Here is a 22,029-nt window from a genome sequence, read left to right as displayed (position 1 = left end):
AAAATGGATATTTTAATATGTCCTGCTACTTAAGTCTATTTTCAGCCTGTTTTAAGAAAACCAGGCCCAAAACGGGTCTTTGCGATTCCTAGCCTAAAACTTTGCAATACACCGCAGGTTCACTAACCGGCCGGTGAGGTAATTGGGAACGGCGTAGGTAATGCTGTTGAAGTCCTGGACGTAGTTGTAGGAAATGACATTGTAGGCCGAGATGAGGTTCAGGATTTCCAGGCTTAGCCAAAGGCTTCTCAAACCCGCCCCCTGGCTGGCTTCGGTTTTTTGGAGCGTGATCAGTTTAGAGAAGCCAATGTCTACGCGCTTGTAGTTAGGCCCGGGAAAAGAACTTCTGAGGTTAATATTGCCGGGCGGACTAAACGGCAACCCCGTGCTGAAGACCATGTTCAGGTACATCCGCAAGGTGGGGTTATTGGGCAAATGATCCTGAAAGAATACCCCGAAGTTCATCAGCTGATCGGTTGGCCTCCGGATATACCCGCGCGCTTCTTTGGAAAGGACTTTCCCGGTCTGCGGATCTCTGAGGATGGTAGAATCACCCACCAGGTTCTCGCGTGTTCTCAGAAAACCAACGCTAAACCAAGACTCCTCGCCTTTGATAAATTCCCCGTTCACCCGCAGATCCAAACCCATGGCATAGGCCGTCGCTTGTACATTGGGCAGATACCGCACCCGCATGTTGTCCTGGTCGTAAGGAATCACCGAGGGCAGGTACTTATAATAGGCTTCGGCGGAAAGCTTGAAAGGCCTTCCCCACTTTTTGAAGCGGTACTCCGTTCCGGTGATGAAATGCCAAGACTTTTGATTTTCCAGATGGGTGACTAAGTTTCCCTGGGCATTACGCAGTTCGCGGTAGAGTGGCGCCTGCACGTACAAACCACTGGCTACCTTAAACGACCAATCTGGCAGACGCGGAAACTGCATGGCATACTGAATTCTGGGACTCACCGAAAGCTCCTTGTTCACCGACCAGTAATGAAACCGAAGCCCATAGGTCAACGTCTTCAGGCTGTCTACCGCCCATTGGTGCTGCGCGAAGCCCTGGTACCGCCAAGAGGCAAGTTCCTGCTGGTTTTGCAAGGTATTCAGGTCAAAAACATAGTCGGCAGAATCCTGAAAGGAGTATTCGTTTAGCACATCCCTGATGCTCTCCCGGCTGCTTTTCACGCCGGCACTAAACTGGCTTGTATTAGTGGGAGTCCAGGTGCTTCTGAATTCCAGGGTTTGCAGGGCCGCCTTCAGGCGGTTGCGGGAATATTCATAGCGGGTGCCCACGCCCCGTTCTCCCGCGCAACGGTTAAAAGGCGAAACGCCGGGCATGGGCATGACATCACAGAAACGGTAACCTGCTTCTAAGTCTCTGAATTCGCGCTCCTGGCTGTACAAACCCGAGTAAATCAGTTCGGTACGAATGTCACTGTTAACATCATGCTGTACCCGTAAACCTCCTTGGTAGGTGGTGTAGCGCATCTGTTCCTGCCCGTCATAGCCCACCAACAAACGTACTATTTGAAACTGGTTCCCGAAGGTAGTTTCCCGGGTTTCCGGTCGCACCTGGTAGTTGTTCTGGGCAATGTTCCCCAAGAAACTGAGTTGGGTTTTAGGTTCCAAACCGGTGGCGCGGTGTGCTGGGGACGACAAATCATAGGTAAGATACGTCTGCACATCAGAGAACTTGGGTCTATAATCTCCTTCCACCTCCAAACTGTTCAGAACATAAGCCGCATTCTTATGCCGGGCGCCCAGCAGGTACGTAAACCTTCCTTGGGCCGCCGTACCTTCGGTGTGCACCGAGCCGCCGGTTAAACTGCCCGAGACGGTGGCGGCAAATTTCACTGGTTTGCGGTACTGGATGTCTAACACCGAGGAAAGCTTGTCGCCGTACTTGGGTTGCCAGCCGCCGGAGGAAAAGGTGACGTCCTCCACCAGATCTGGGTTCACAAAGCTGAGTCCTTCCTGCTGCCCGCTGATGCTCAGGAACGGCCGGTACACCTCAATTCCGTTTACGTACACCAGGTTCTCGTCGTAATTTCCGCCCCGCACCGAATAACTGCTGGAGAGTTCATTATTGCTGGTTACGCCCGGGAGTGTCAAAAGTATTTTGTTGAACTCCTGGAACGGAGCGGGTAACGTTTGCGTGAGGCGTGGATCCAGCCGGGTAATACTCACCTGATCACGGGTGTCATAATGGCTCTTTCCTTCAATTTTCACCTCGGTAAGCTGGCTGTTTTCTTCTTGCAGTTCTACGGTGACAAACCGGATTTCCTGTGGCAGCAGTTCTATTTCCTGTTGGCTGGTCTTGAAGCCTATATAGCTTACTACTAACGTGTAGCGGGTAGTGGGTTCAAGCCTTACGGTAAACCGGCCGCGGGCATCTGAGGAGGTGGAGATACTTTTGTCTTGTACTGAGATGGTTGCCCCCACCAAGGGGTTTTGCCGGGCATCCTGCACTACTCCCTGCAAATACGCCTGCTGGGCGAAGGTTGGGAAACTCAGCAACAGAAAGAATAGCCCTAGCCACCAACCCGCACGCTTGGTCATATTAGAGAATAATTTGTTTAAGGGCCAAAATGGTTTCAGGCGGATTTGCTGATTGGAAGACGAAAGATCCGGCTACCAGAACATCCGCGCCCGCGGCTAATAACAAGGGGGCGTTTTCCTGGTTCACCCCGCCGTCAATCTCAATCAAGCAGGTTGCTTCTTTGGCGGTGATCAACGCTTTCAACTCCTTAATCTTTTGGTACGTGTGTTGGATGAACTTCTGCCCGCCGAAGCCAGGGTTTACAGACATCAAGCAAACCACGTCTATGTCCTGAATGATATCTGAAAGCAGGGAAACCGGCGTGTGCGGGTTCATGGCTACTCCTGCTTTGGCCCCGGTGGCTTTTATTTGCTGAAGCGTGCGGTGCAGGTGCGGACAAGCCTCATAATGTACCGAGATCACATCTGCCCCGGCGGCCCTGAATTGCTCAATATATAACTCAGGGTGCTCAATCATTAAATGGACATCCAGCGGTTTAAGGGCTGTTTTCTGAATAGCGTTCAGAACCGGAAATCCGAAGGAGATGTTAGGCACGAAACGGCCGTCCATCACATCCACGTGAATCCAGTCGGCGGTGCTTTGGTTGAGCATTTCAACAGCATGGTCAAGCTGCCCGAAGTTAGCGGCCAGCACGGAAGGAGCAATCAGATGGGACATTTTACAAAGAGTAGTTGGCTATACAAAGCAACGCTTTCTAGGGGCAAAAAGCAATGACCGCGGGTTTTCAGCAGCAGACGTTTATAAGAAATTATGGGTTTACGGCTCGTTTTCTGAAAAGAAGGGCATAAACGAAAACTGTTCATCGCCCGCTATGCGGGTACCAACCACAGTCATGATGAGTTAGCCCAGATCATTCAATGAGAACCAGAATACTCGCTCGCCTCTCGGACTCGTGTGGGATACATGCGGCCTCTGGCCGATTCTTGGCCTATATAAAGCGGCGGGACGCCGGAGGTACCGCACACCCGCGGGACGCGAGCGCGTGAAATCTCCAAAAAGAAACCTCGCCATGAAGATCATAACGAGGTTTCTTGTAAAGGAACATTTAGAGCTTGTTTGAGTTCCATCTTTGCGCTGCAAACAATCCTAAAAAGAACCTGCGTTCGCGGTTGCGTCACCCCGTAGTGCTGCTACGCTGCTCAAAAAACGCTTCCGCAGAACCTTTCTCTGGCCGTTTTCGCCAGCAAACCTGAAATTCAAACAAGCTCTTAGCAGAGGCTAGTCTATCTTGCCTGAACTCTCCAGTACTTCAATCTTGTCTGAACCAGTTAAGATGTACCCCTCACCGTAAGGACAGGATTCACCCGTAGAGTCATCGCAGAAATACCGATACTTGTACGTCCGGTTGACCGGGCCTATTCCTGAGGCCAACACCTCAAACTTCTGCTCATATTCAATCTGCGTATCGGTCTCGGCTTGCAGCACCGTTAAGGTTTTGTCATAGGTTTTTCCGGCCTCTGAGAAGACACTGCCTAACTGGGCGTAGGTGTAATACGCGTTCTGCTCAGGGTCTCCCCCGTTGGTAAACGCATTGGAAACAAAGGAGTAGCCATTCTTCACCGGGAAAACCATTTGCACCACGGTCTGGTTGTTTTCCTGCACCCGGAGATCAGAAGAACTCAGGGAGATCAGTTTCACACCGTTGATGACCCAGCCTGCATTTGCAGATGCCCGGCGGCTGAGTTCCACGCGGTACCACTCTTTGCCGGTCTGGTCTTCTATGATGGCGTCAATGCGCTCTCTGGACTGGTACGTAGTAGACTCTTCTAATTTGTTTCTGGAATACTCGTTCTCTGTGACGTTATAGATCCAGTAATTGCCCACGGCCAAAGGATAATATTGGTACCCCAGGCTATCAGGGTCTCTCGTGATTTCATCATCCCCGCAGGAAGATAGCAGACTGGCCCATACGACCACAAAGAGCAGGATTCTTTTCATAAATACCTTTGAACTACTTAGTCTACAAGAAAGCTGGTCTCAATCCAGCCGCCGCCAATCACGTCGTTTCCTTCGTAGAAAACGGCGGCCTGACCCGGCGCAATGGCATTGACGCCCGCATGGAACTTCACCAGCATTTTGTCCCCCACCTGCTCAATGGTGGCGGCGGTGCCGGAATCATTGTACCGTACCTTGGTGACGGTTTCGGTAGGAAGCCCCAGCAGGTTCTCGTATTTCACCATGCTCAGTTTGCCCACGTTCATGCCGTTTTTGGCAAGTTGCTCGTAATTCCCCAATATTACTCGGTTCGTATCTTTCTCTATTCTGGTTACAAACGCGGGGTAGCCCAAGGCCACGCCCAAGCCCTTCCGCTGCCCGATGGTGTAAAACGGATAGCCTTCGTGCTTGCCCACTACGGTTCCGTCTTCCAGCACAAACTCGCCGCCGGCCACTTCGGTTTGCAGTGTGGGAACTCTCCTTTTCAGGAAGCCGCGGTAGTCATTGTCTGGGATAAAGCAGATTTCGTAGCTCTCGGCTTTCTTCACCAGCGCATCAAACCCGCGATCCGTGGCCATCTGGCGGATTTCAGTTTTATGCAGTTGCCCCAGCGGAAAAATAGTGCGGCTCAGGCTTTCCTGTGAAATCCCCCACAGCGCATAGGACTGGTCTTTGTGGTGGTCTTTGCCTTTGGAAATCACAAAGCGGCCGTTCTCCTCACGGATATTGGCGTAATGCCCGGTGGCAATAAAATCACAGCCCAATTTATCGGCACGGCGCAGCAAGGCGTCCCATTTAATGTGGGTGTTGCAAAGCACGCACGGGTTTGGGGTGCGACCGGCAATGTACTCGTCCGTAAAGTGGTTTATCACGTAATCGCCGAACTCTTCGCGGATGTCAATAATATAGTGCGGGAAACCCAACTGCACCGCAATGTCGCGGGCGTCATTGATGGAATCCAAGCTACAGCAGCCGGTTTCCTTTTTGCTTCCGCCGGCACTGGCGTAGTCCCACGTTTTCATGGTCATGCCCACTACTTCGTATCCCTGCTCGTGGAGCAATACCGCTGCCACCGAGGAATCTATGCCGCCACTCATGGCGACCAATACTCTTCCTTTTGAACTCATTTTTTTCTAAGATGAAACGGGATTCACAGTCCCGCCGAAAAACAATGCCGCAAAGATAGCGAATTTAACGCGCTTTACCGTTTATTGAAGCTCAGGCACTTTCTGGTGGTCTTTCTGCCAACCCAATCCGTAGAAAATAAGTTTAGCAGAAGAAAGTCTGCGTTTGAAAGCTATATTCTGTAAATAAATGAGGTCTATGTAGGCTACAAAAGGGAAACCGATTACTTTTGAACCGTGAAACCGTCTGTTTTTGGGCTGTTTTACTTAAAATAAGCTTAAAACCGCATGGCACTTAATACGATTGTTCTCGTTAACCAGATTTCTAACCTAAGTGATGCCCGTTACTGCGCCGGCATGGGCGTGGAAATGCTTGGGTTTTCCCTACTGCCCAACCAATCTCAGTACATTACCCCAGAGGCATTCAAGGAAATATCGGGTTGGGTTTCGGGCGTCAAACTGGTGGGTGAAGTGACCGATATTCCGGCACAGGAACTGGAAGAGCTTCTGCTGGACTATAAAGTGGACATGCTCCAGTTGAACAGCCTCTACTTTATTGAGGAACTGGATGATCTGCCCTTGCCTATTATCCTGCGCGTGCTCATTGACAAAGACACGGTGGAGGAAAACCTCATCAGTACCCTGGAAACGTACCACCAGCACGTAGAATACTTCCTGATTGACTCAGAAGATTTCACTTCTATAGACGAAACCAACCTCCGTTTGCTCCGCGATATGTCTAAAAAGTACTCTATTCTACTGGGCTTCGGGCTCACGAAAGAAAACACCCGCCAAGCTTTAGACAAAATCCACCCCGCAGGCATTGCTCTCAAAGGCGGTCAGGAAATCCGCCCCGGCTTCAAGAACTTCGATGAGCTGGAAGAGATCTTTGAACAACTGGAAGATTGATGTAATGTGCTGATTTGATAAGGTGCTAAGCCGGTATTCGGTTTGGCTTCTACCCAATCACATAAAGTAAGTACGCTGACAAAATAAGTTTGACTGCTTTCTTGTTGTCCTCCTGCAAGGATCTTGGTTGCAAACGGCAGTCGCGCTCCATCAAAGCTATTCTAGTTTGCCCACAAGATCCTTTCAGGAAAACAAATAGTATAAGGTAATTCTTTCTCCGTACTTATCTTCCAGAACTGCTGATATACCTCCTGGCGCAAGCATCTGCTTGTGTCCGTACGATTGGTTCGGCTTTACTAAACAGGTTCATTGTCAAAATAGCACATTACACCGTTAACTGTAAGTACTTGATGGGTACCCCCAGATCAAGATACTTTTTCTCGAACGTTGTGTATATGCCCATGGTGTGTTTCTGGAGGTCTGATTCATACAGATCTTTTGTATACAGCAGATTAGACGAACTACGTTCTTGTAGCACTTCCAGGGAGTAATCAAACAAAAGTTCGCTATCCGTTTTAAGATGCAGCTTGCCGCCAGGTTTGAGGATGCGTTCGTACATCTTCAGGAAACGAGGCGACGTTAGCCGGCGTTTGATGTCTCGTTTGCGGGGTTGCGGGTCGGGGAAGGTGATCCAGATTTCGTCTACCTCCTTCTCACCAAAGTGCTGATCAAGGTTCTCCAGGAAAATGCGAAGAAAGCCCACGTTGTACAAACCAGCCTCTTCGGCGAGGGAACTCCCCTTCCAGATACGGTTTCCTTTGATGTCAATCCCGATGTAATTCTTATTGGGGTACATCTGCGCCATACCCACGGTATATTCGCCTTTGCCGCACCCCACTTCCAGAATCAAGGGCTGCTCCTTCAGAAAGAAGTCGCGGTTCCAGTGCCCCTTCAGTTTCTCAAAATTATCTTTACCTGGTTCCACCACGTTTGCCCGGGTGGCGTTTACTGCAAATTTCTCTAGTTTTCCTCTGCCCATTAATTATAGTTCGGGTATTTCCGCCACCACAAAGGTACTACCCCCAATGAAAATTACCTCATCTTCCTGGGCAAAGGCTTTGGCGGCTAAGAGGGCGTCCTCCACGGTGGGGTACGCGGCCCCTTTCAGTCCGGCATATTGCGCCTCTTCCCATAGTTTCTGCACCGGTAGTGCCCTGGGAATCTGGGCTTCGCAGAAATAGTACCGGTAACTGACTGGCAGCAGGCGCAGCACACTTTGGATGTCTTTGTCATTTACCGCCCCAAAAACGAAATGTACCCGCTTTGGCTGAAGAGCCAAGAGTTGCTTTACCACTTCACGCAACCCGTCAATGTTGTGCCCAGTGTCACAGATGGTTAAGGGATTTTGCCCTAAAATCTGCCAGCGACCCTTTAAACCAGTGAAAGCTTGCACGTTCCTTAACCCTTCCCTTAGGTGTTCTTCTGTCAGGTGAAAGCTTTTTTCGTTCAGTTCTTCTACGGTAGCTAGTACTCCAGGCAAGTTATGGCGCTGGTAGCTGCCAAGCAGTGAAAGTTCCAGTTGAGCTAAGTACAGGCTATCTCCTTTGTAAACAGCGTATAAAGAAGACAATCCTTGGGTTTCCAGAAACTCAATTCTATACGTTTGATCTGCAAAAATGAGGGGGCTTTCCGTTTCTAGGCTCTTTTCTTCAAAGATGGCCGAAACCGTGGGTTGGGTAGTACTGATGACGGCCGGTACCCCGGGTTTGATGATACCGGCTTTTTCTGCGGCAATCTCCTGTACCGTATTCCCCAGCAATGCCTGGTGATCTAAGCCGATGTTGGTGATGAGGGAGACCAGCGGCGTAATGATGTTGGTAGAGTCAAGGCGGCCACCCAGGCCTACTTCAATGATGGCAATGTCTACCTGTTCCTCTACAAAATAGTCAAAGGCCAGGGCAACGGTCATCTCAAAGAAGGAAGGTTTCACCTCCTCAAACAGGGCTTGGTGTTGCTGGGTAAACGAAGCTACTTTCTCGCGGGAAATCATCTCTCCGTTCACCCTGATGCGCTCGGTGAACTCCTTCAGGTGCGGCGAGGTGTAAAGACCCGTTTTGTATCCGGCGGCTTGTAGTACGGCGGCCAACATGGAAGAGGAACTGCCTTTGCCATTGGTGCCGCCCACGTGCACGGTCTTGAATTTGTGTTGTGGGTTATCCAAGGCTGCGGTAAGCGCCAGAATGTTGTCCAGGCTTTTCTTAAAAGCAGCGTTGCCGATGCGGTGAAACATCGGCAACTGCTGGTATAGGTAGTCTAAGGCTTGTTCGTACGTCACGAAGGTCGTCTTTAATTGGCTCTTATGATAAAGGTGATGGTTCCGGTGGCACCGGCGCTGGAAGCGGCATTGTTGGTACGGCTGAAGGAGGTTTTTCTTACTTCGTTCTTGTACCAGTTGACTACCTGGGGGCTTACGTTGCTCTCCACTACTTCCAGGTTTACCAGTTCGCCGTTCGCATCTATCTTAATCCGGAAAACGACTCTGCCGCTTTCATTATCATACGGATCGGGTTTAGGGGCGATGTCATACCGCCATCCGGGCATGTTCAGGGAACCGCCGCCGCTGCCGCCTTTCCCGTTCGACTTACCCGGGTAAATACCAGCCGGGTTTCCCTTGTCTCCTACGGTTCCTTCGTCTCCGTTGTTGTTTCCGGTAGGTCGGTTGCTGGTTCCGGCGGTTCCGTTACCCGCGCCTGTTTTCGCTTTGCCCGTCATCAAGGCACGGTTGTCTACTTTCTTAACTACTTCCTTGGGCTGTTCTTCCACTTTGGGCTTGGGCTCTTCTTTGACCGAAACCGGAGATTCCATGGTTGTAGTGACCACTTTGTCTGCTTTCACCACTTCTACGGGTTGGGGCTGTGGTTGTGGAGTTGGGGTTACTTTGGGTGCGGTAGCAGCCGGTTGGCTGTCCTCGGTGTTGGGAGAAGGATTTGGCTCGGCTCGGCTATGCACCTCCCCGCTCCCGGTCTCCGTCGTCCCAAAGGACATTTCAATTCCCCCTAATTGATCTAGCTCCGGGTCTGGCGCTTTCCAGGCCAGAAAGTAGAAAAGGAAAAGCAACAGCAGCACGTGTACCGCTAGGCTCACGCCCATGGCAATGCGTTTGTTTTTTTCTTCTTCCTGTGTTAAGGCAATCATGTTGTTATTCTGTTGCAATGGTGGCAATAGATACCTTCGCCTTTAAGTCATTGGCAATACTGCCCACTTTCACTAGATACTCTACTGGAACGCTTTTGTCTACATTGAGGACTACCACTCCCATGCCTTCTTCGGCGCCGCCCAAGGCTTGCGCTAAAAGCGGTTGCAGTCCCTCAAGGTTGGTTTGTCTATCGTTTACGTAATATTTGAGGTCTGCGGTAACCGTCACGCTCACCTTTTGCATGACAATGCTGCCTTTGGTGCTGGACGGTAAGTTTACCGGCAAGGCAGTGGGGGTGACAAAGTTGGAGGTCAGCATGAAGAAGATCAACAACAGAAAGATAATATCTGTCATGGACGACATGCTGAACTCGGCACTGATCCTATTTTTGGAACGTAAATTCATTAGGCTTGCGGCTCCTGTAATAAATCAATGAACTCAATGGAACTGTGCTCCATGTCGTGCACAATGCTGTCAATCTCAGAAACCAGGTAGTTATAGCCCACATACGCCGGTAAACCAATAATCAGGCCAGCGGCCGTGGTCACCATTGCTTCATAGATACCCCCAGAGAGCAATTTGGGGCTGATGGAGCCTTCTGCCTGGGCAATGGCAATAAACGCGCCAATCATACCCGTCACCGTTCCCAAGAACCCAAGCATTGGAGCCGCTCCGGCCACGGTAGCCAAACCTGACAGGTTTTTCTCCAGGCGGGCGATTTCTATTTTACCTACGTTTTCAATGGAGGCCTCAATGCTCTTCAAAGGCTGCCCGATGCGGGAAATGCCTTTCTCCAACATGCGGGAAATAGGTGAATTGGTTTGGGCGCAGAGCATGCGCGCACCCTGCACGTCACCGGCAATCACCAGGGACTTGAGCCTGCCCAGGAAGTCTGAAGGGTTTTTAGAAGCTTTCTTGATGGTGAGAAAACGCTCCACAAAAATGTAGATGGCCACCAGGGACAAGGCTGCCAAAGGGATCATGGCCCACCCACCGGCCAGGGTGAGGTCTAAAAGGGAAACAGTTTCTGTGGTGGGTTCTGCGGCAGCTGCTGCATTAGCCAGTGTGTCTACGGGTGCTGATGTGGTAATCTGGAGCAGAAAAGCGTTCATGTTAATAGTTATATACCCAAAGTTCATTGCTGATTTTAGAGCGCAACGCCGGTAGAGCTGCGAAGGCCTCGGCCTCAGAGGCAAAGTCTGCTACTGAAACGCGTTGCCGCTTGGTGTCATAGATGGAGGTAATAATCTTCGCTTGGAACCCTTTCTTCTGAAGACGTTTCTGGTTCATGGTCGCGTAGCCATTTGAATTGTCAAACACGCCCATAATAATGTAGAAACGGCCTGTCTTGCGTTTAATTGTAGCGGTTTTGTCAGCTGTTGCTTTCTCAATGGCTTTAGCAGCAACTGGTTTCTCTACCGCATCTACAGCCGGTTCAGCCACTGCTATTTTAACTTCATCTTCTACTTTAACTGGTGCTTCCTGGTTTTTTGTCTCCACTCCCGCCGTTTCGGGGCCGGTTTTTGGAAAAGAGGCCAAAAGCGAGTCTTCAATGGCTAGTTCTGCTTCAATGGAGGGCTCTACTGGTAAAGCAGATCTGTATTGTTCCGTTAACTGAGCTTGCTCAAACGCATCTACCTCAGGTGCTTGCGTGGTTTCCTGGCTAGCAGAAGCGGGGTTTTCTGAACCGGTTAACAGAGTCACCGGGTTCAAGGAGCTCAAGGCTACGTCGCTTTGCAGCGAAAGCAGGTAAATGGCGGATACCGACAAACAGCCAATCACCAGACTGGCGCCCACCCGGTACAGTTTACGGAAACGGCTTCCGGCTTTTTTACCTTCTGTGACTTGGGCAGCCTGATCCTGGTATTTGCCTCTCAGGATTAAGGTCTCTTTGCCGGCAATCGGTTTCGCCACCAACTCTGGTAACCCAAAGGCCTGCTCCAGGAAGTTGTCGTTCTCCAGGTTCTCAAATACCAGCTTGTGCTCTGCATTGTAGCGGAACACGCCCACGTCCTGCAGTTCAAAGCGGTGCTGCGTTCTGAGTTGGTCTTTCAATTCTAACACAAACTCTGCTACTGCCAATTGCGCCTGTGGCATGGGCCATTTCTGCTTTTGGGCCAGCGTGGAGATCAGGAGTCCATCGTTCACCTTCAGTTGCTCATTGAAGGCAACCCGTTTAGAAGGCGGAGAAAACATGTGTTTCACCGGATGGATTTTGGCAGGTACGTAATGCGTGATCAAGCCCCCAAAGTTGGGGATGATGACGCAGTCATACGTATACAGCAGTGATTTTATGTGGCTTTGAACCATACTTACTTAGAATGAATAGGTAACCCCACCAATAAAGGAAATTCCTTGGGTAGGATAATTCACGAAACGTTGGTATTTGCTGCCCAACAGGTTATTGCCCATCAGAAACGCAGAAAATCTTGGTGAAAAGCGGTAATCGCCTTTCAGATTAAGATCTACCACAGTATCTGTTTCGCGCAACACGGTAGTACCATCTGTACGGGTTATTTCCCCGAACGAACTGCTAATATAGTAAAGTTCACTGTTCAAGAGAATCTTGTCAGAAAGATTATATGAGGCAAAGGCGGTTGCCACCATGCTGGGCCGGTGGAAAGCCTCACGCAGCGAGGCTGTTGTGTATTTGTTGCTTTCGGCCTTTAACCCCAGCCTTAAATCTTCTGACTGGTTAAATGTCAATTGCCCGAAAAACTGGAACACCTTGGTGACCCCGTTATCATACACGAGGTCAAACTTAGAAGAATCTGCTACCGAGTTGTTGTAGAAATACAGGTTGCGGTAATTCTGGAGGGCTACCCGGCCCGTGAACTGCACATACTTGCTGATGCTTCCATTCACGCCGCCGTAGACTTCCAGGCCTTTGTTGACATCGGCAATTTGCAGGTTCTGGTTTAGCCAGGGGTTTTCCTTGCTTAAGGAATACAAGGTGGTGCGCTGCAAATCACCACCTGCCCCTACAAATACGGACAGTTTATCCTGAATGACCTGGTAGTTAGCTTCCAATGCTGGGTAGATGTTGAATTTACGGGCATCATTGATGGTGTCGCCGGTGTACGCGATGGTAGCCCCCAAGAGCAGCCCTAGTTTGTCCATCTGCAACGCGTAGGCCGGACGAACCTTGAATAAGCCACGGCCATAAGATTCCGCGTCATTCAGGTTAGTGTACGCCAGGTCTAGGTTTACCACCACCTTAGACACATCGCTGAGCGCGTAATTGGTTTCCACACTGCCGAAGAGATGGGTTTCCTTGGCGTTGTAGTTGTCATTGGTGTAGTTCAGGCCCACTTTGCCATCATAATGGAACGGGTTCTTGGCATCTGAGAGATTATTCAAGTGTCCCTCTACCGCAAAGCGGTTATATACCTGTTTGATAGCGTCTTCGTCAAATTCGACAACATTGTGACGGCCGTAGAAATAGGTCTGGTCACGGTCATACTTTACCCGCCCGCCTATGGTAATAGGGCCATAGTACAAGTCGCCGTTTGCCTGCACATAGCTGTTGGCCGAGCCGGAATGCTCCACCGGGCCATGGGCCGAGGAGATATGCCCCACCTGGGCCCCAAAAGATGACTTATCGCTGCGTTTGTTATGGAAGTAGCCTTTGGCGTACACCGTACCATAATTCCCGATACCGGCTTTCACATAGTTGCCATACAGCTTGGAGAGTTCCTCCTGCTGAATGGTCAACACTTTCATGGGTAGGTTAATGTAATGCTCGGGCAAGCGGTACTCATTGAAGCGGTACGTCACCTTACGGTCTGCCAAGGTGGGTGGCTGAATCAAGAATTTCTGGAAATTGCGGTTCGCCTCTGGTAACTCAAGGGTGCGGTTCTTCTCCACTACAATCTCGGTGCTTTCCAGTTTGTTGCCTTCGCCCCAACCTGTCTGGGCCTGGGCAGCCGGTAGTAAGCCTAACAGAAAAAGAGCAGAGACACCTGCCCATTTAGTCGTATATCTCATGTTCTTATTCTTTAGGAGTGCTGGTAGACGGAGTAACACTGTTTTCCAATTCCGCCAACTTGGCTCTCGCTTCCGTTTTGATTTCCTCCAAAGGAGAATTCTCGATGATGGAGTTTAAGGTGGCTTTGGCCTGGAAGGCTTCGTTTTGGGCTACATACACATCGGCAATGAGCAGGAACGTTTTACCTAACCATTGGTCATAGTCGCCAAATGCCTTGCTGAATTCAAACCCATGGTCTAAGGCTTCTTTGTATTTCTGCTGCTTGAAATAGATTTCACTTAAGAGGTAATGCGCTTCGGCCCCGTTCTCATCGGTGGCGGAGGTGGCGGCGGTAGCGAACTCCTTCTGGGCTTGGTCTAAGCGGCCTAAGGCATAACTGGCTTTCCCTCTGAAGAGCAAGGCGGAGTTATAGGCCCCTAAAGTCGCGTTGCCCCGGGCGATCAGGTCGTCGGCAATGAGAATGGTGTTGTTGAAGTCATTGGTGAAGTAGAAACTCTTCATCAGACCCATCAGGGCATTGGCCTGTTCCTTCTTGTTCACGGCCAAATCACGCAGGCGGGAGTAGAAATTGGCCGCTTCGGTATAGTTGCCGTTCTCAAACTCCATATCGGCCACGCGCTGCACGGCTTTGCTCAGGTACTCTGATTTCCCTTCAATGGCGACTTCTTTGAGGCTGCGCAGGGCATTGGCTTTGTCCCCATTCCGGAAATAGGAATCCCCTAAAAAGTAACGGGCATTCGCTACTGAGGCGCTCGCCGGATAAGTTTTCAGGAAGCCTTCAAACTTTGGAATGGCCTGGGCATATTTCTCATTGAAGTAAAGTGATTTAGCTGCTTCAAATTCAACGCTTTCCAGCGCATCACTTTCTGGGTTAGCCGCCTTGAATTTGTCTAAGTAGGTATCCAATTGCTCCGTTTGGTTGGAAGCTCCCAAGGCTTCCTGTAAACTGTACAGCGCATTGTTGGCAATCTCATGGGTTGGATACTGGTCAATCACCCGCTTGAAATCGGCAATGGCTTCATTCTGGCGGCGCAGGTTCATGTAAGCAACCCCACGTTTCTGCAAAGCATTTGGCACCAACGTGCTGGAAGGGTAACTGTCTACCAACTGGGTGAACGAAGCTATGGCCGGGGCGTAGTTGGAGTTCTCGAAATCAATGATGCCTTTCTGGTACACGGCATCATCGGCGTAGCGCGATTTGGGGTACGACTTCAGCAACGTCTGCAAACTCTGGATGGCCTGCTCTCTTCTGCCGGTCAGGTTGTACACCACGCCTTTCTGGAACTGGACGTAGTCAGCGTCTGGCGTGCGGGCGGCCAGTGCCTGGTCATAGTAATTCAAAGCCGAGGTGTAATCCTTGGTCACGTAGTAGCAATCCGCCAGACGGATCATGGCATCTGCGTAGTTGGGGTTTCCGGCTTTGATGGTGTTGTCGTTCAGGTACGCCTTGAAATGTACCAGGGCTTTGTCGTACTGTTTCTCGTTGTAGTAGGCGTACCCAATGCCGTAGCGGGATTTCACGTAAAACTCGGTGCGGCCAGAATTCACGGTTTGGAACACGGCACCGTAACTACTGATGGCTTGCGGCCAGCGCTGCCCAATAGAATAGGCTTCGCCCTTCAGGAAATTACTACCGGCTTCAATTTCTTTGTTGTAAGGAAAGCCCAGCGATTTATCCAGCATGGCCACGGCTTGCTGAAACAATTGGTCATTGTACAGTTTTACGGCCTGATAATAGGTTACCCGTTGGTAGGTCTCGTTGATGCGGTGGCTGCGCTTGGGTAGTTTTTCTATGTGTTGGATGGCTTCCTGGTAGTTGCTGGAGTTCAGGTACGCCTCGCTGAGGATGTCGTCTACTTCACCACTAAACCTAGAGTCTGGATAGTCTTTGGAGAACGAGGCCAGGGAATTGATCACTTCAGAGAAATTGCCTAGTTCATAGTTGAGCTGCGCGTATTTCACGGTCGCTCCCTCCTTCACGTTCTTGTCAATGTTCAACTTGCGGGCCTGGTCAAAAGCGCCCAGCGCAAACTGCTTGTTGTTGTCTTTGAGGTAGCTTAAGCCTAAGTGGTAAGAGGCGTTCTGGCCCAGGGAATCTGAGTGGAAAGCCACTGCCTTCAGGTTCTGGACGGCGCTCTTGAAATCATTGTTTTTGTAATCGGCAATACCCATTTTGTACTGCACGGTTTTGTCCAGCGTCTTTTTGCCTTGGGCGTAGCTTTTGAAGTACCTGGAGGCATTCACAAAGTCATTGCGCTGGAAATACGCGTCCCCTACCAGCACCTCAATTTCCTTGGGATTCTGCACCGGTGGGCTCATCTGCAACGACTTTTCGCCGTAGCTGATCACCTCCGGGAAGTTCTTTTCCTTGTAGAGCACCTCGGTGAGCATGTACGGCACCACCGTGCGGTAATTCTCGTCTTTTTCAGCTACCTGAAGATCCAGTTTGGCTCCTATGTAATCGCCCTCGCGGTACGCCAGGTAACCGGCGTAATAGCTGGAGGCGTAGGTGTACTGGTGGGTGCCCCGCTTGTTGCGGTCAAACAACTCCTTGGCCTTGGTGAAGTTCTTCTTGGTGAAATACGAATAGCCCAATTTAAACTCAGACTCCTTTAGTTGGGCATCGTCCAGCCGGTCAGCCGGGGCTCTTTCCAGGTATTCAATGGCTTTGTCGTAGTTCTTGTTGTCAAAGAGCGTGGAACCTAAGGCAAAGAAAGCGGTGGCTGCCTTGGGGTGCGTGGGATACCGGGAGGCAAACTGCAAGACCAACTGTTCCGCATCGGGGTGAAACAGGTGCAGCCCACTGATGGCGTAGTAATACTGGGCATCGGCGGTTTTCAGCGGATCATTGATGAGCCGGATGTACTCAGCGAAGGCTTGCTGGGCTGCCCCGAACTTCTCGCGGTCATACAACTCCAGCCCTTCCTGGAAAAAGCGCTCTTCTGAACGGAAAGTCAGGGGATGCTGCGCATGGGCAACCTGAGCTCCTCCCAGCAAGGCGGTAGCCAAGGCTAACTTGTGAGGTAGTTTCATAGTGAAATAAACTTAAGGCCGCCGCCCAGAGAAAAACAGTTCTGTCCTGCTTTGCCACGATGGCCTGTCCTTCAAAATTAGAAAAAATGCAACGAAAGTGACGAGCTTATTTTACCAAACTGTCTCTTCCTGCGAACGAATACCTAGTAGTTTTCGCATGTAGAACTACTATATAAATTCCTGTTTTAGGGCTGAATTTCTGAAAACAGCCTCTAAACGGCTTTCTGCAAAACGGGCACCTGGTGCAGCATCTTAAACACCAGTTCCTTTAGAATAGCCGCGTCTGACATGGCCCCACCTTCAATGCCCTTGCTCTGCAAATCTGCCTGATGGATAAAGCCGATGATCTGCAACACGCGCCAATACGGGTAAGCTCTGAGCGCCTGCAAGTACTCCTTTGCCAGGAATCCGCGGTTCCCCAGCTCTTTGGCTACCGTTTGCTCGGTAATCTGCGGGAGCAGGTGCAGCGTCATCAATTTAGAGAAAAAGGAAAACAGCAGCACCAGGTTGGGGATAAGCGGATTGTCTTTGGGGTTTGATTCAAAATAGTTGAGGATGCGGTTGGCCTTGAGGATGTCTTGCCGTACCAGCGCGTTCTGCAGTTCGAAAATGTTATATTCCTTACTGATGCCGATGTTGTCCTGCACCATGCGTTCATCAATGGTCTGGCCCGGCTTCAGGTTGATGGCTAGTTTCTCAATTTCATTGGCTAAACGGGACAGGTCTGACCCAATGAACTCGGCCAGCATCATGACCGCCTGCGGGGTAGCCAACAGGTTTTTGGTTTTGATGAACTGGGTAATCCAGGCGGGCACCTGGTTGTCATAGAGCTTTTTGGTAGTAAGAAACACCGCCTTCTTGCCCAGCAGTTTCCCCAACCGCTTTCGCCCGTCCACGGATTTATGCTTGTGGCAGAACACCAGAATGGTGGAAGGCAGCGGATTGTTCAGATAAGCATCCAATTGCTTGGCGGCGGGGTCTTTCTCCGGGTCGGCCTCCAGGTTGGGCAGGTTCTGCGCCTCTTTCACAATCACCACCTGCCGGTCAGACATCATGGGGTACCGTTTGGCTTGCAGCAGCACGGTAGGCACATCGGTGTCTTTGCCGTACATGACCACCTGGTTGAAGCCTTTCTCCATCTCATTCAAGGCGTGCTGCTCAATGTAATCTGAGAGGAGGTCAATGTAGTAGGGCTCATCGCCCTGCAAAAAATACACGGGCGCGAATTCACGGTTCTTGAGTTGCTTCAGGATATCTTCTGCGGTAAGCGCCATGGAAGTAAGTTGATGGGATTGAACGGAACTCCAAAGGTACTTAATTTTAGTTGTCAGTTGTTAGTTGTCAGTTGTTAGTGGTTCTTCTTTAAGTGTTCGGAAACTTTTGTTTTCGGTCTAATTTTCAGAAATCAGTGCTAAAACAGAAAACAGGCTTTAGAATGATAGAGGCCTCAATTCCGCTTCCTCGTTTTTGGCCTGTTTTGCGGAAAACGGGCCAGAAACGACATCGGCGCAGACACTCATAGGAGCTGCGCACACTACGAGGTCTTGAGAGCAGCCGACATTGCGGAAGCAGGCAGGTAGAAACTAACTGGCGCGAGACTCCAGTCTCGTGACAAGGAATGAAGCGAGTCTCCAGACTCGCCGGGAACCAGCGGCAAGATGGTCTAAAGTCAGATGCTACCATAAACCCTTGCTTTTCTGTGAATGTATGACCAACTGCACCTTCCACTGACAGCTGACAACCAAAACTGTCAACTGAAAACTAACAACTGTCAACTAAAAACTGACAACTAAAATTCGGTAACTTTGGCGCAGGTAAAATTGACGTCACATGAATCTAATTGAAGAACTGCGTTGGCGCGGCATGTTGCAGGACACCATGCCCGGCACCGAAGAACAACTGAACGCAGGCATGACCACGGGCTACATCGGCTTTGACCCAACCGCCTCCTCCCTGCACATAGGCAACCTGGCCACCATTATGCTGTTGGTGCATTTACAGCGGGCGGGCCACAAGCCCATCGCGTTGGTGGGCGGGGCCACGGGTATGATTGGCGACCCCTCGGGCAAATCCGCGGAGCGGAACCTGTTGTCTGAAGAGGTGCTGCGCGATAACCAGAATGGCATCAGAAAGCAGCTGGAAAAATTCCTTAAATTTGAGGGCGTGGAGAACGCCGCCGAAATCGTGAACAACTATGACTGGTTCAAGGAGTTCTCTTTCCTGGATTTTCTGCGCAACGTGGGCAAGCACCTCACGGTGAACTACATGATGAAGAAGGAATCTGTGCAGAAGCGGATTACGGCCCAGGAAGGCGAAAACGGTGCCGAGGGACTTTCCTTCACCGAGTTCTCTTACCAGCTACTGCAAGGCTACGACTATTACCACCTGTACAAACATAAGAACGTGCGGCTGCAGATGGGCGGCTCTGACCAGTGGGGCAACATCACCTCGGGCACCGAGCTCATCCGGCGCATGGAAGGCGGCAAAGCGTTCGCGCTCACCACTCCCCTGGTGACCAAAGCCGACGGCAGCAAGTTCGGGAAGTCTGAGAGCGGCAACGTGTGGCTAGACCCCACCATGACCTCACCCTACAAGTTCTACCAGTTCTGGCTCAACGTAGCCGATGAAGAAGCGGAGAAACTGGTAAAACGTTTCACTTTGTTAGCCCAGTCAGAGATTGAAGCCCTGGTAGCCGAACACCAGCAAGCGCCGCACCTGCGCGTGCTGCAGAAAGCCCTGGCGAAAGAAGTCACCACCACCGTGCACTCCGCCGAGGAGTATGAAAGCGCCGTGGAAGCATCCCAAATCCTGTTCGGGAAGGGTGATCTGGAAACGCTGCGCAACTTACCGGAAGATACCTTGCTGGCCGTGTTTGAGGGCGTGCCCCAGATTGAGGTGTCCAGGGAAAATTTAACCGCAGAAACCCAGTCGGTCGATTTTCTCTCTGAACTCACCCAAAACCAGATTTTCGAGTCTAAAGGGGAAGCGAAAAAAATGATTCAGAACGGCGGGGTGAGCATCAACCGGCAGAAAGTGGGCAAACCAGACCAGGTGCTGTCCCAAGACTTTCTGCAAGGAAAATACCTGGTGGTGCAGAAAGGAAAGAAGAATTACTACCTGGTAAAAGCCGTGTAGAACTGCTTTTACCCCGCTTAACCTCAACTTAAGAAGCCTCCTGTTTCTGGTCTGTTTATGAGAAAACAGCCCAGAAACAGGAAGCTTTTCAATGATTAAATACCGCATAAAAAAAGGTGGGCTTTTACACCCACCTTTTTTTTAATATCTTATCTCTGAGCAACTTACTATTTACCAGCTTCTTCGCTGTTCTTCATGTCCTGAACTTCCTTACGGATGTCTTGGGCCATGTTTTTCAGATCTTGCATACCTTTTCTTACACGGGTACCGGCAGCTGAATTCTTCTTGTCATAGAATTTCTCAAAGTCGCCTTCCAGAGAAAGAACCAGATCCTTAAGTTTGGAGAAATTGTTCATTAGAGCTTGTTTAAATGGTTTAACATGTTGTTTAATGGCTCTAATATAGGAATTTTAAAATAAGGTGCAAAAAATATAAGCGTTTGTATTATTTTATTAACGATGCTCCTTTCTAGGCTGTCACCGATGATTTAGTATAAAGTCCTTTATCCAGCTTAGTGGAGATGGCCTCAAAGGCGGCAATGGTTTCTGCCACATCTTCCAGCGTATGCAAGGCAGTTGGGATAAGACGCAGCATAATCACGTCTTTGGGTACCACCGGATACACTACAATGGAACAGAAAATATTGTAATTCTCGCGCAAGTCAAGCGTAAGGGCCGTAGCATCAGATAATTGGCCGTTCAGCAACACGGGGGTTACCGGAGAGTTGGTGGTTCCAATGTTAAAGCCTTTCTCCCGCAGGCCAGACTGCAACGCATTCACCACTACCCAGAGGTTTTCCTTAAGCTCAGGTTTGGAGCGCAGCAACTCCAGGCGCTTAAGGGCTCCCACCACCAAGGTCATGGGCAGGGACTTGGCAAAGGTCTGCGAACGCATGTTGTAGCGCAGGTATTCCACCACTTGCTCATCGCTGGCCACAAAGGCCCCAATGCTGGCCATAGACTTGGCAAAAGTAGAGAAGTAGATATCAATGCCATCCTGTACGCCTAAATGCTCGCCGGTACCGGCCCCGGTTTTACCCATCGTCCCAAACCCGTGGGCGTCATCCACGAACAGACGGAAGTTGAACTTCTCTTTTAAGGCCACCACTTCCTGCAGTTTGCCCAGGTTGCCGCTCATGCCAAAAACGCCTTCGGTGATCACCAGAATGGCCCCGCCGGTTTCATTTGTCAGGCGCGTGGCCCGTTGCAGTTGTTTCTCCAGGCTTTCCATGTCATTGTGCTGGTACACAAACCGCTTGCCCTGGTGCAGGCGTACGCCGTCAATGATACAGGCGTGCGACTCAGCGTCATACACAATCACATCATGGCGGTCTACCAGCGCATCAATGATGGAGACTACCCCTTGGTATCCAAAGTTCAGCAGAAAGGAATCTTCCTTCTGCACAAATTCAGCTAATTCTTTCTCTAATTGTTCGTGGTTATTGGAGTTACCAGACATGATACGGGCCCCCATCGGCAAAGCCATGCCAAACTCAGCGGCAGCATCGGCATCGGCTTTACGTACTTCGGGATGGTTGGCCAGTCCCAGATAGTTGTTCAGGCTCCAGGTTAAAACCTGTTTTCCCCTAAAGGTCATGCGCGGGGCAATCTCCCCCTCTAATTTTGGGAAAGCAAAATAACCATGGGCGTAATGGGCTTGGCTACCAAGTGGGCCGCGGTTGGCCAGTAACTTTTCAAATAAATCCACTTTAGATAATGTTAAGGCGGTTAATGATGTGAAGGACGTGAATACTACCTTCTTTAATCAAAATTCTGATCTTAATAGATTAGGCAAATTTACATTGATTGTGATCAAATACAAAGTCGCTGCCAGATTGGTGAGGTAAAAACGTCTTTTAACTTTGGCGGGAATAAACTTTCTTTGGAAAAAGAACCGAACTTTAGCTGCCCCTATGAAAAAAATCGAAAAGCTGCTGGTAGCCAACCGCGGAGAAATAGCCTTGCGCGTGATGCGTTCTGCCCGTGAAATGGGTATCAAAACCGTGGCTATCTATTCCGAAGCAGACCGCCAGGCCCTGCACGTGCGCTACGCCGACGAAGCCGTGTGCGTGGGCCCGCCCGCTTCCAGCGCATCCTACCTGCGGGGTGATGTGATTCTGGAAGTCTGCCAACCTTTAGATTAGCGCAGTTTCATTTTTCCAATAGTTCTACTTCTTATTTGTCAGGTATAGGATTAACTTACTGTACTTGAA

18 protein-coding genes are annotated in these 22,029 nt (G+C 50.3%); 3 read left to right on the top strand and 15 right to left on the bottom strand.

What is annotated here, in order from left to right:
- Positions 1-93 precede the first annotated feature (93 nt).
- The 4 genes from HHO50_RS11650 to mnmA form a co-directional block, all read right to left on the bottom strand.
- Positions 94-2,556, bottom strand: a complete 2,463-nt coding sequence (locus HHO50_RS11650; protein ID WP_181306233.1) for a TonB-dependent receptor — start codon at positions 2,554-2,556, stop codon at positions 94-96.
- A gap of 1 nt (position 2,557) precedes the next feature.
- A complete protein-coding gene (gene rpe / locus HHO50_RS11645) occupies positions 2,558-3,214 on the bottom strand; it encodes a ribulose-phosphate 3-epimerase (RefSeq protein WP_181306232.1) in 657 nt (218 codons plus the stop codon).
- A 561-nt stretch (positions 3,215-3,775) separates the two neighbouring features.
- Entirely contained in the window at positions 3,776-4,495 is a 720-nt protein-coding gene (locus HHO50_RS11640) for a hypothetical protein (protein ID WP_181306231.1), read from the bottom strand.
- Positions 4,496-4,512: 17 nt separating this feature from the next.
- Positions 4,513-5,619, bottom strand: coding sequence for a tRNA 2-thiouridine(34) synthase MnmA (gene mnmA / locus HHO50_RS11635; protein WP_181306230.1), 1,107 nt, complete (start codon positions 5,617-5,619; stop codon positions 4,513-4,515).
- 285 nt (positions 5,620-5,904) lie between these two features.
- Here mnmA and HHO50_RS11630 point away from each other — a divergent pair, with 285 nt between their 5' ends.
- A complete protein-coding gene (locus HHO50_RS11630) occupies positions 5,905-6,525 on the top strand; it encodes a hypothetical protein (protein ID WP_181306229.1) in 621 nt (206 codons plus the stop codon).
- A 325-nt stretch (positions 6,526-6,850) separates the two neighbouring features.
- Here HHO50_RS11630 and trmB read toward each other — a convergent pair whose 3' ends face one another.
- The 9 genes from trmB to holA form a co-directional block, all read right to left on the bottom strand.
- Positions 6,851-7,504, bottom strand: a complete 654-nt coding sequence (gene trmB / locus HHO50_RS11625; protein ID WP_181306228.1) for a tRNA (guanosine(46)-N7)-methyltransferase TrmB — start codon at positions 7,502-7,504, stop codon at positions 6,851-6,853.
- A gap of 3 nt (positions 7,505-7,507) precedes the next feature.
- Positions 7,508-8,800 (bottom strand): folylpolyglutamate synthase/dihydrofolate synthase family protein, encoded by a 1,293-nt coding sequence (locus HHO50_RS11620; protein WP_370457582.1) that lies wholly within the window; start codon positions 8,798-8,800, stop codon positions 7,508-7,510.
- 11 nt (positions 8,801-8,811) lie between these two features.
- On the bottom strand, positions 8,812-9,660 hold the full coding sequence (locus HHO50_RS11615) for an energy transducer TonB (RefSeq protein ID WP_181306227.1): 849 nt from the start codon (positions 9,658-9,660) through the stop codon (positions 8,812-8,814).
- Between the two features lie 4 nt (positions 9,661-9,664).
- Positions 9,665-10,066 carry a biopolymer transporter ExbD gene (locus tag HHO50_RS11610; protein WP_181306226.1) on the bottom strand — a complete coding sequence of 134 codons (402 nt, stop codon included), beginning with the start codon at positions 10,064-10,066 and terminating at the stop codon, positions 9,665-9,667.
- The gene (locus HHO50_RS11605) at positions 10,066-10,773 is read right to left on the bottom strand and encodes a MotA/TolQ/ExbB proton channel family protein (RefSeq protein WP_181306225.1); all 708 of its coding nucleotides are present in this window, start codon (positions 10,771-10,773) and stop codon (positions 10,066-10,068) included. Before HHO50_RS11605 ends, HHO50_RS11610 begins: the two co-directional genes overlap by 1 nt.
- 1 nt (position 10,774) lies before the next feature.
- Positions 10,775-11,971, bottom strand: coding sequence for an SPOR domain-containing protein (locus HHO50_RS11600; RefSeq protein WP_181306224.1), 1,197 nt, complete (start codon positions 11,969-11,971; stop codon positions 10,775-10,777).
- 6 nt (positions 11,972-11,977) lie between these two features.
- The gene (locus HHO50_RS11595; protein WP_181306223.1) at positions 11,978-13,648 is read right to left on the bottom strand and encodes a hypothetical protein; all 1,671 of its coding nucleotides are present in this window, start codon (positions 13,646-13,648) and stop codon (positions 11,978-11,980) included.
- 4 nt (positions 13,649-13,652) lie between these two features.
- Positions 13,653-16,682 (bottom strand): tetratricopeptide repeat protein, encoded by a 3,030-nt coding sequence (locus HHO50_RS11590; protein ID WP_181306222.1) that lies wholly within the window; start codon positions 16,680-16,682, stop codon positions 13,653-13,655.
- Between the two features lie 212 nt (positions 16,683-16,894).
- Positions 16,895-17,956: a DNA polymerase III subunit delta gene (holA, locus tag HHO50_RS11585; protein WP_181306221.1), complete on the bottom strand. Its 1,062-nt coding sequence runs from the start codon at positions 17,954-17,956 to the stop codon at positions 16,895-16,897.
- A 556-nt stretch (positions 17,957-18,512) separates the two neighbouring features.
- Here holA and tyrS point away from each other — a divergent pair.
- Positions 18,513-19,817 (top strand): tyrosine--tRNA ligase, encoded by a 1,305-nt coding sequence (tyrS, locus tag HHO50_RS11580; RefSeq protein ID WP_181306220.1) that lies wholly within the window; start codon positions 18,513-18,515, stop codon positions 19,815-19,817.
- Between the two features lie 167 nt (positions 19,818-19,984).
- Here the strand turns inward: tyrS and HHO50_RS11575 are convergent, their stop codons facing one another.
- A complete protein-coding gene (locus HHO50_RS11575) occupies positions 19,985-20,173 on the bottom strand; it encodes a histone H1 (protein WP_181306219.1) in 189 nt (62 codons plus the stop codon).
- 112 nt (positions 20,174-20,285) lie between these two features.
- Positions 20,286-21,524: an aminotransferase class I/II-fold pyridoxal phosphate-dependent enzyme gene (locus HHO50_RS11570; protein ID WP_181306218.1), complete on the bottom strand. Its 1,239-nt coding sequence runs from the start codon at positions 21,522-21,524 to the stop codon at positions 20,286-20,288.
- 205 nt (positions 21,525-21,729) lie between these two features.
- Here HHO50_RS11570 and HHO50_RS11565 point away from each other — a divergent pair, with 205 nt between their 5' ends.
- Positions 21,730-21,960 carry a biotin carboxylase N-terminal domain-containing protein gene (locus HHO50_RS11565; protein WP_370457581.1) on the top strand — a complete coding sequence of 77 codons (231 nt, stop codon included), beginning with the start codon at positions 21,730-21,732 and terminating at the stop codon, positions 21,958-21,960.
- The last annotated feature ends 69 nt before the right edge of the window (positions 21,961-22,029 follow it).

Source organism: Rufibacter sp. XAAS-G3-1, assembly GCF_013623775.1.
Taxonomy (GTDB): domain Bacteria; phylum Bacteroidota; class Bacteroidia; order Cytophagales; family Hymenobacteraceae; genus Nibribacter.
Note: the sequence above shows the minus strand (reverse complement) of the source record. Positions and strands in the feature narration are given on the sequence as shown.

Bases quoted from the DNA above. Each gene is read 5' to 3' on its own strand.
- HHO50_RS11650 (WP_181306233.1), bottom strand. From the start codon at position 2,556: ATGACCAAGCGTGCGGGTTGGTGGCTAGGGCTATTCTTTCTGTTGCTG.
- rpe (WP_181306232.1), bottom strand. From the start codon at position 3,214: ATGTCCCATCTGATTGCTCCTTCCGTGCTGGCCGCTAACTTCGGGCAG.
- HHO50_RS11640 (WP_181306231.1), bottom strand. From the start codon at position 4,495: ATGAAAAGAATCCTGCTCTTTGTGGTCGTATGGGCCAGTCTGCTATCT.
- mnmA (WP_181306230.1), bottom strand. From the start codon at position 5,619: ATGAGTTCAAAAGGAAGAGTATTGGTCGCCATGAGTGGCGGCATAGAT.
- HHO50_RS11630 (WP_181306229.1), top strand. From the start codon at position 5,905: ATGGCACTTAATACGATTGTTCTCGTTAACCAGATTTCTAACCTAAGT.
- trmB (WP_181306228.1), bottom strand. From the start codon at position 7,504: ATGGGCAGAGGAAAACTAGAGAAATTTGCAGTAAACGCCACCCGGGCA.
- HHO50_RS11615 (WP_181306227.1), bottom strand. From the start codon at position 9,660: ATGATTGCCTTAACACAGGAAGAAGAAAAAAACAAACGCATTGCCATG.
- HHO50_RS11610 (WP_181306226.1), bottom strand. From the start codon at position 10,066: ATGAATTTACGTTCCAAAAATAGGATCAGTGCCGAGTTCAGCATGTCG.
- HHO50_RS11605 (WP_181306225.1), bottom strand. From the start codon at position 10,773: ATGAACGCTTTTCTGCTCCAGATTACCACATCAGCACCCGTAGACACA.
- HHO50_RS11600 (WP_181306224.1), bottom strand. From the start codon at position 11,971: ATGGTTCAAAGCCACATAAAATCACTGCTGTATACGTATGACTGCGTC.
- HHO50_RS11595 (WP_181306223.1), bottom strand. From the start codon at position 13,648: ATGAGATATACGACTAAATGGGCAGGTGTCTCTGCTCTTTTTCTGTTA.
- HHO50_RS11590 (WP_181306222.1), bottom strand. From the start codon at position 16,682: ATGAAACTACCTCACAAGTTAGCCTTGGCTACCGCCTTGCTGGGAGGA.
- holA (WP_181306221.1), bottom strand. From the start codon at position 17,956: ATGGCGCTTACCGCAGAAGATATCCTGAAGCAACTCAAGAACCGTGAA.
- tyrS (WP_181306220.1), top strand. From the start codon at position 18,513: ATGAATCTAATTGAAGAACTGCGTTGGCGCGGCATGTTGCAGGACACC.
- HHO50_RS11575 (WP_181306219.1), bottom strand. From the start codon at position 20,173: ATGAACAATTTCTCCAAACTTAAGGATCTGGTTCTTTCTCTGGAAGGC.
- HHO50_RS11565 (WP_370457581.1), top strand. From the start codon at position 21,730: ATGAAAAAAATCGAAAAGCTGCTGGTAGCCAACCGCGGAGAAATAGCC.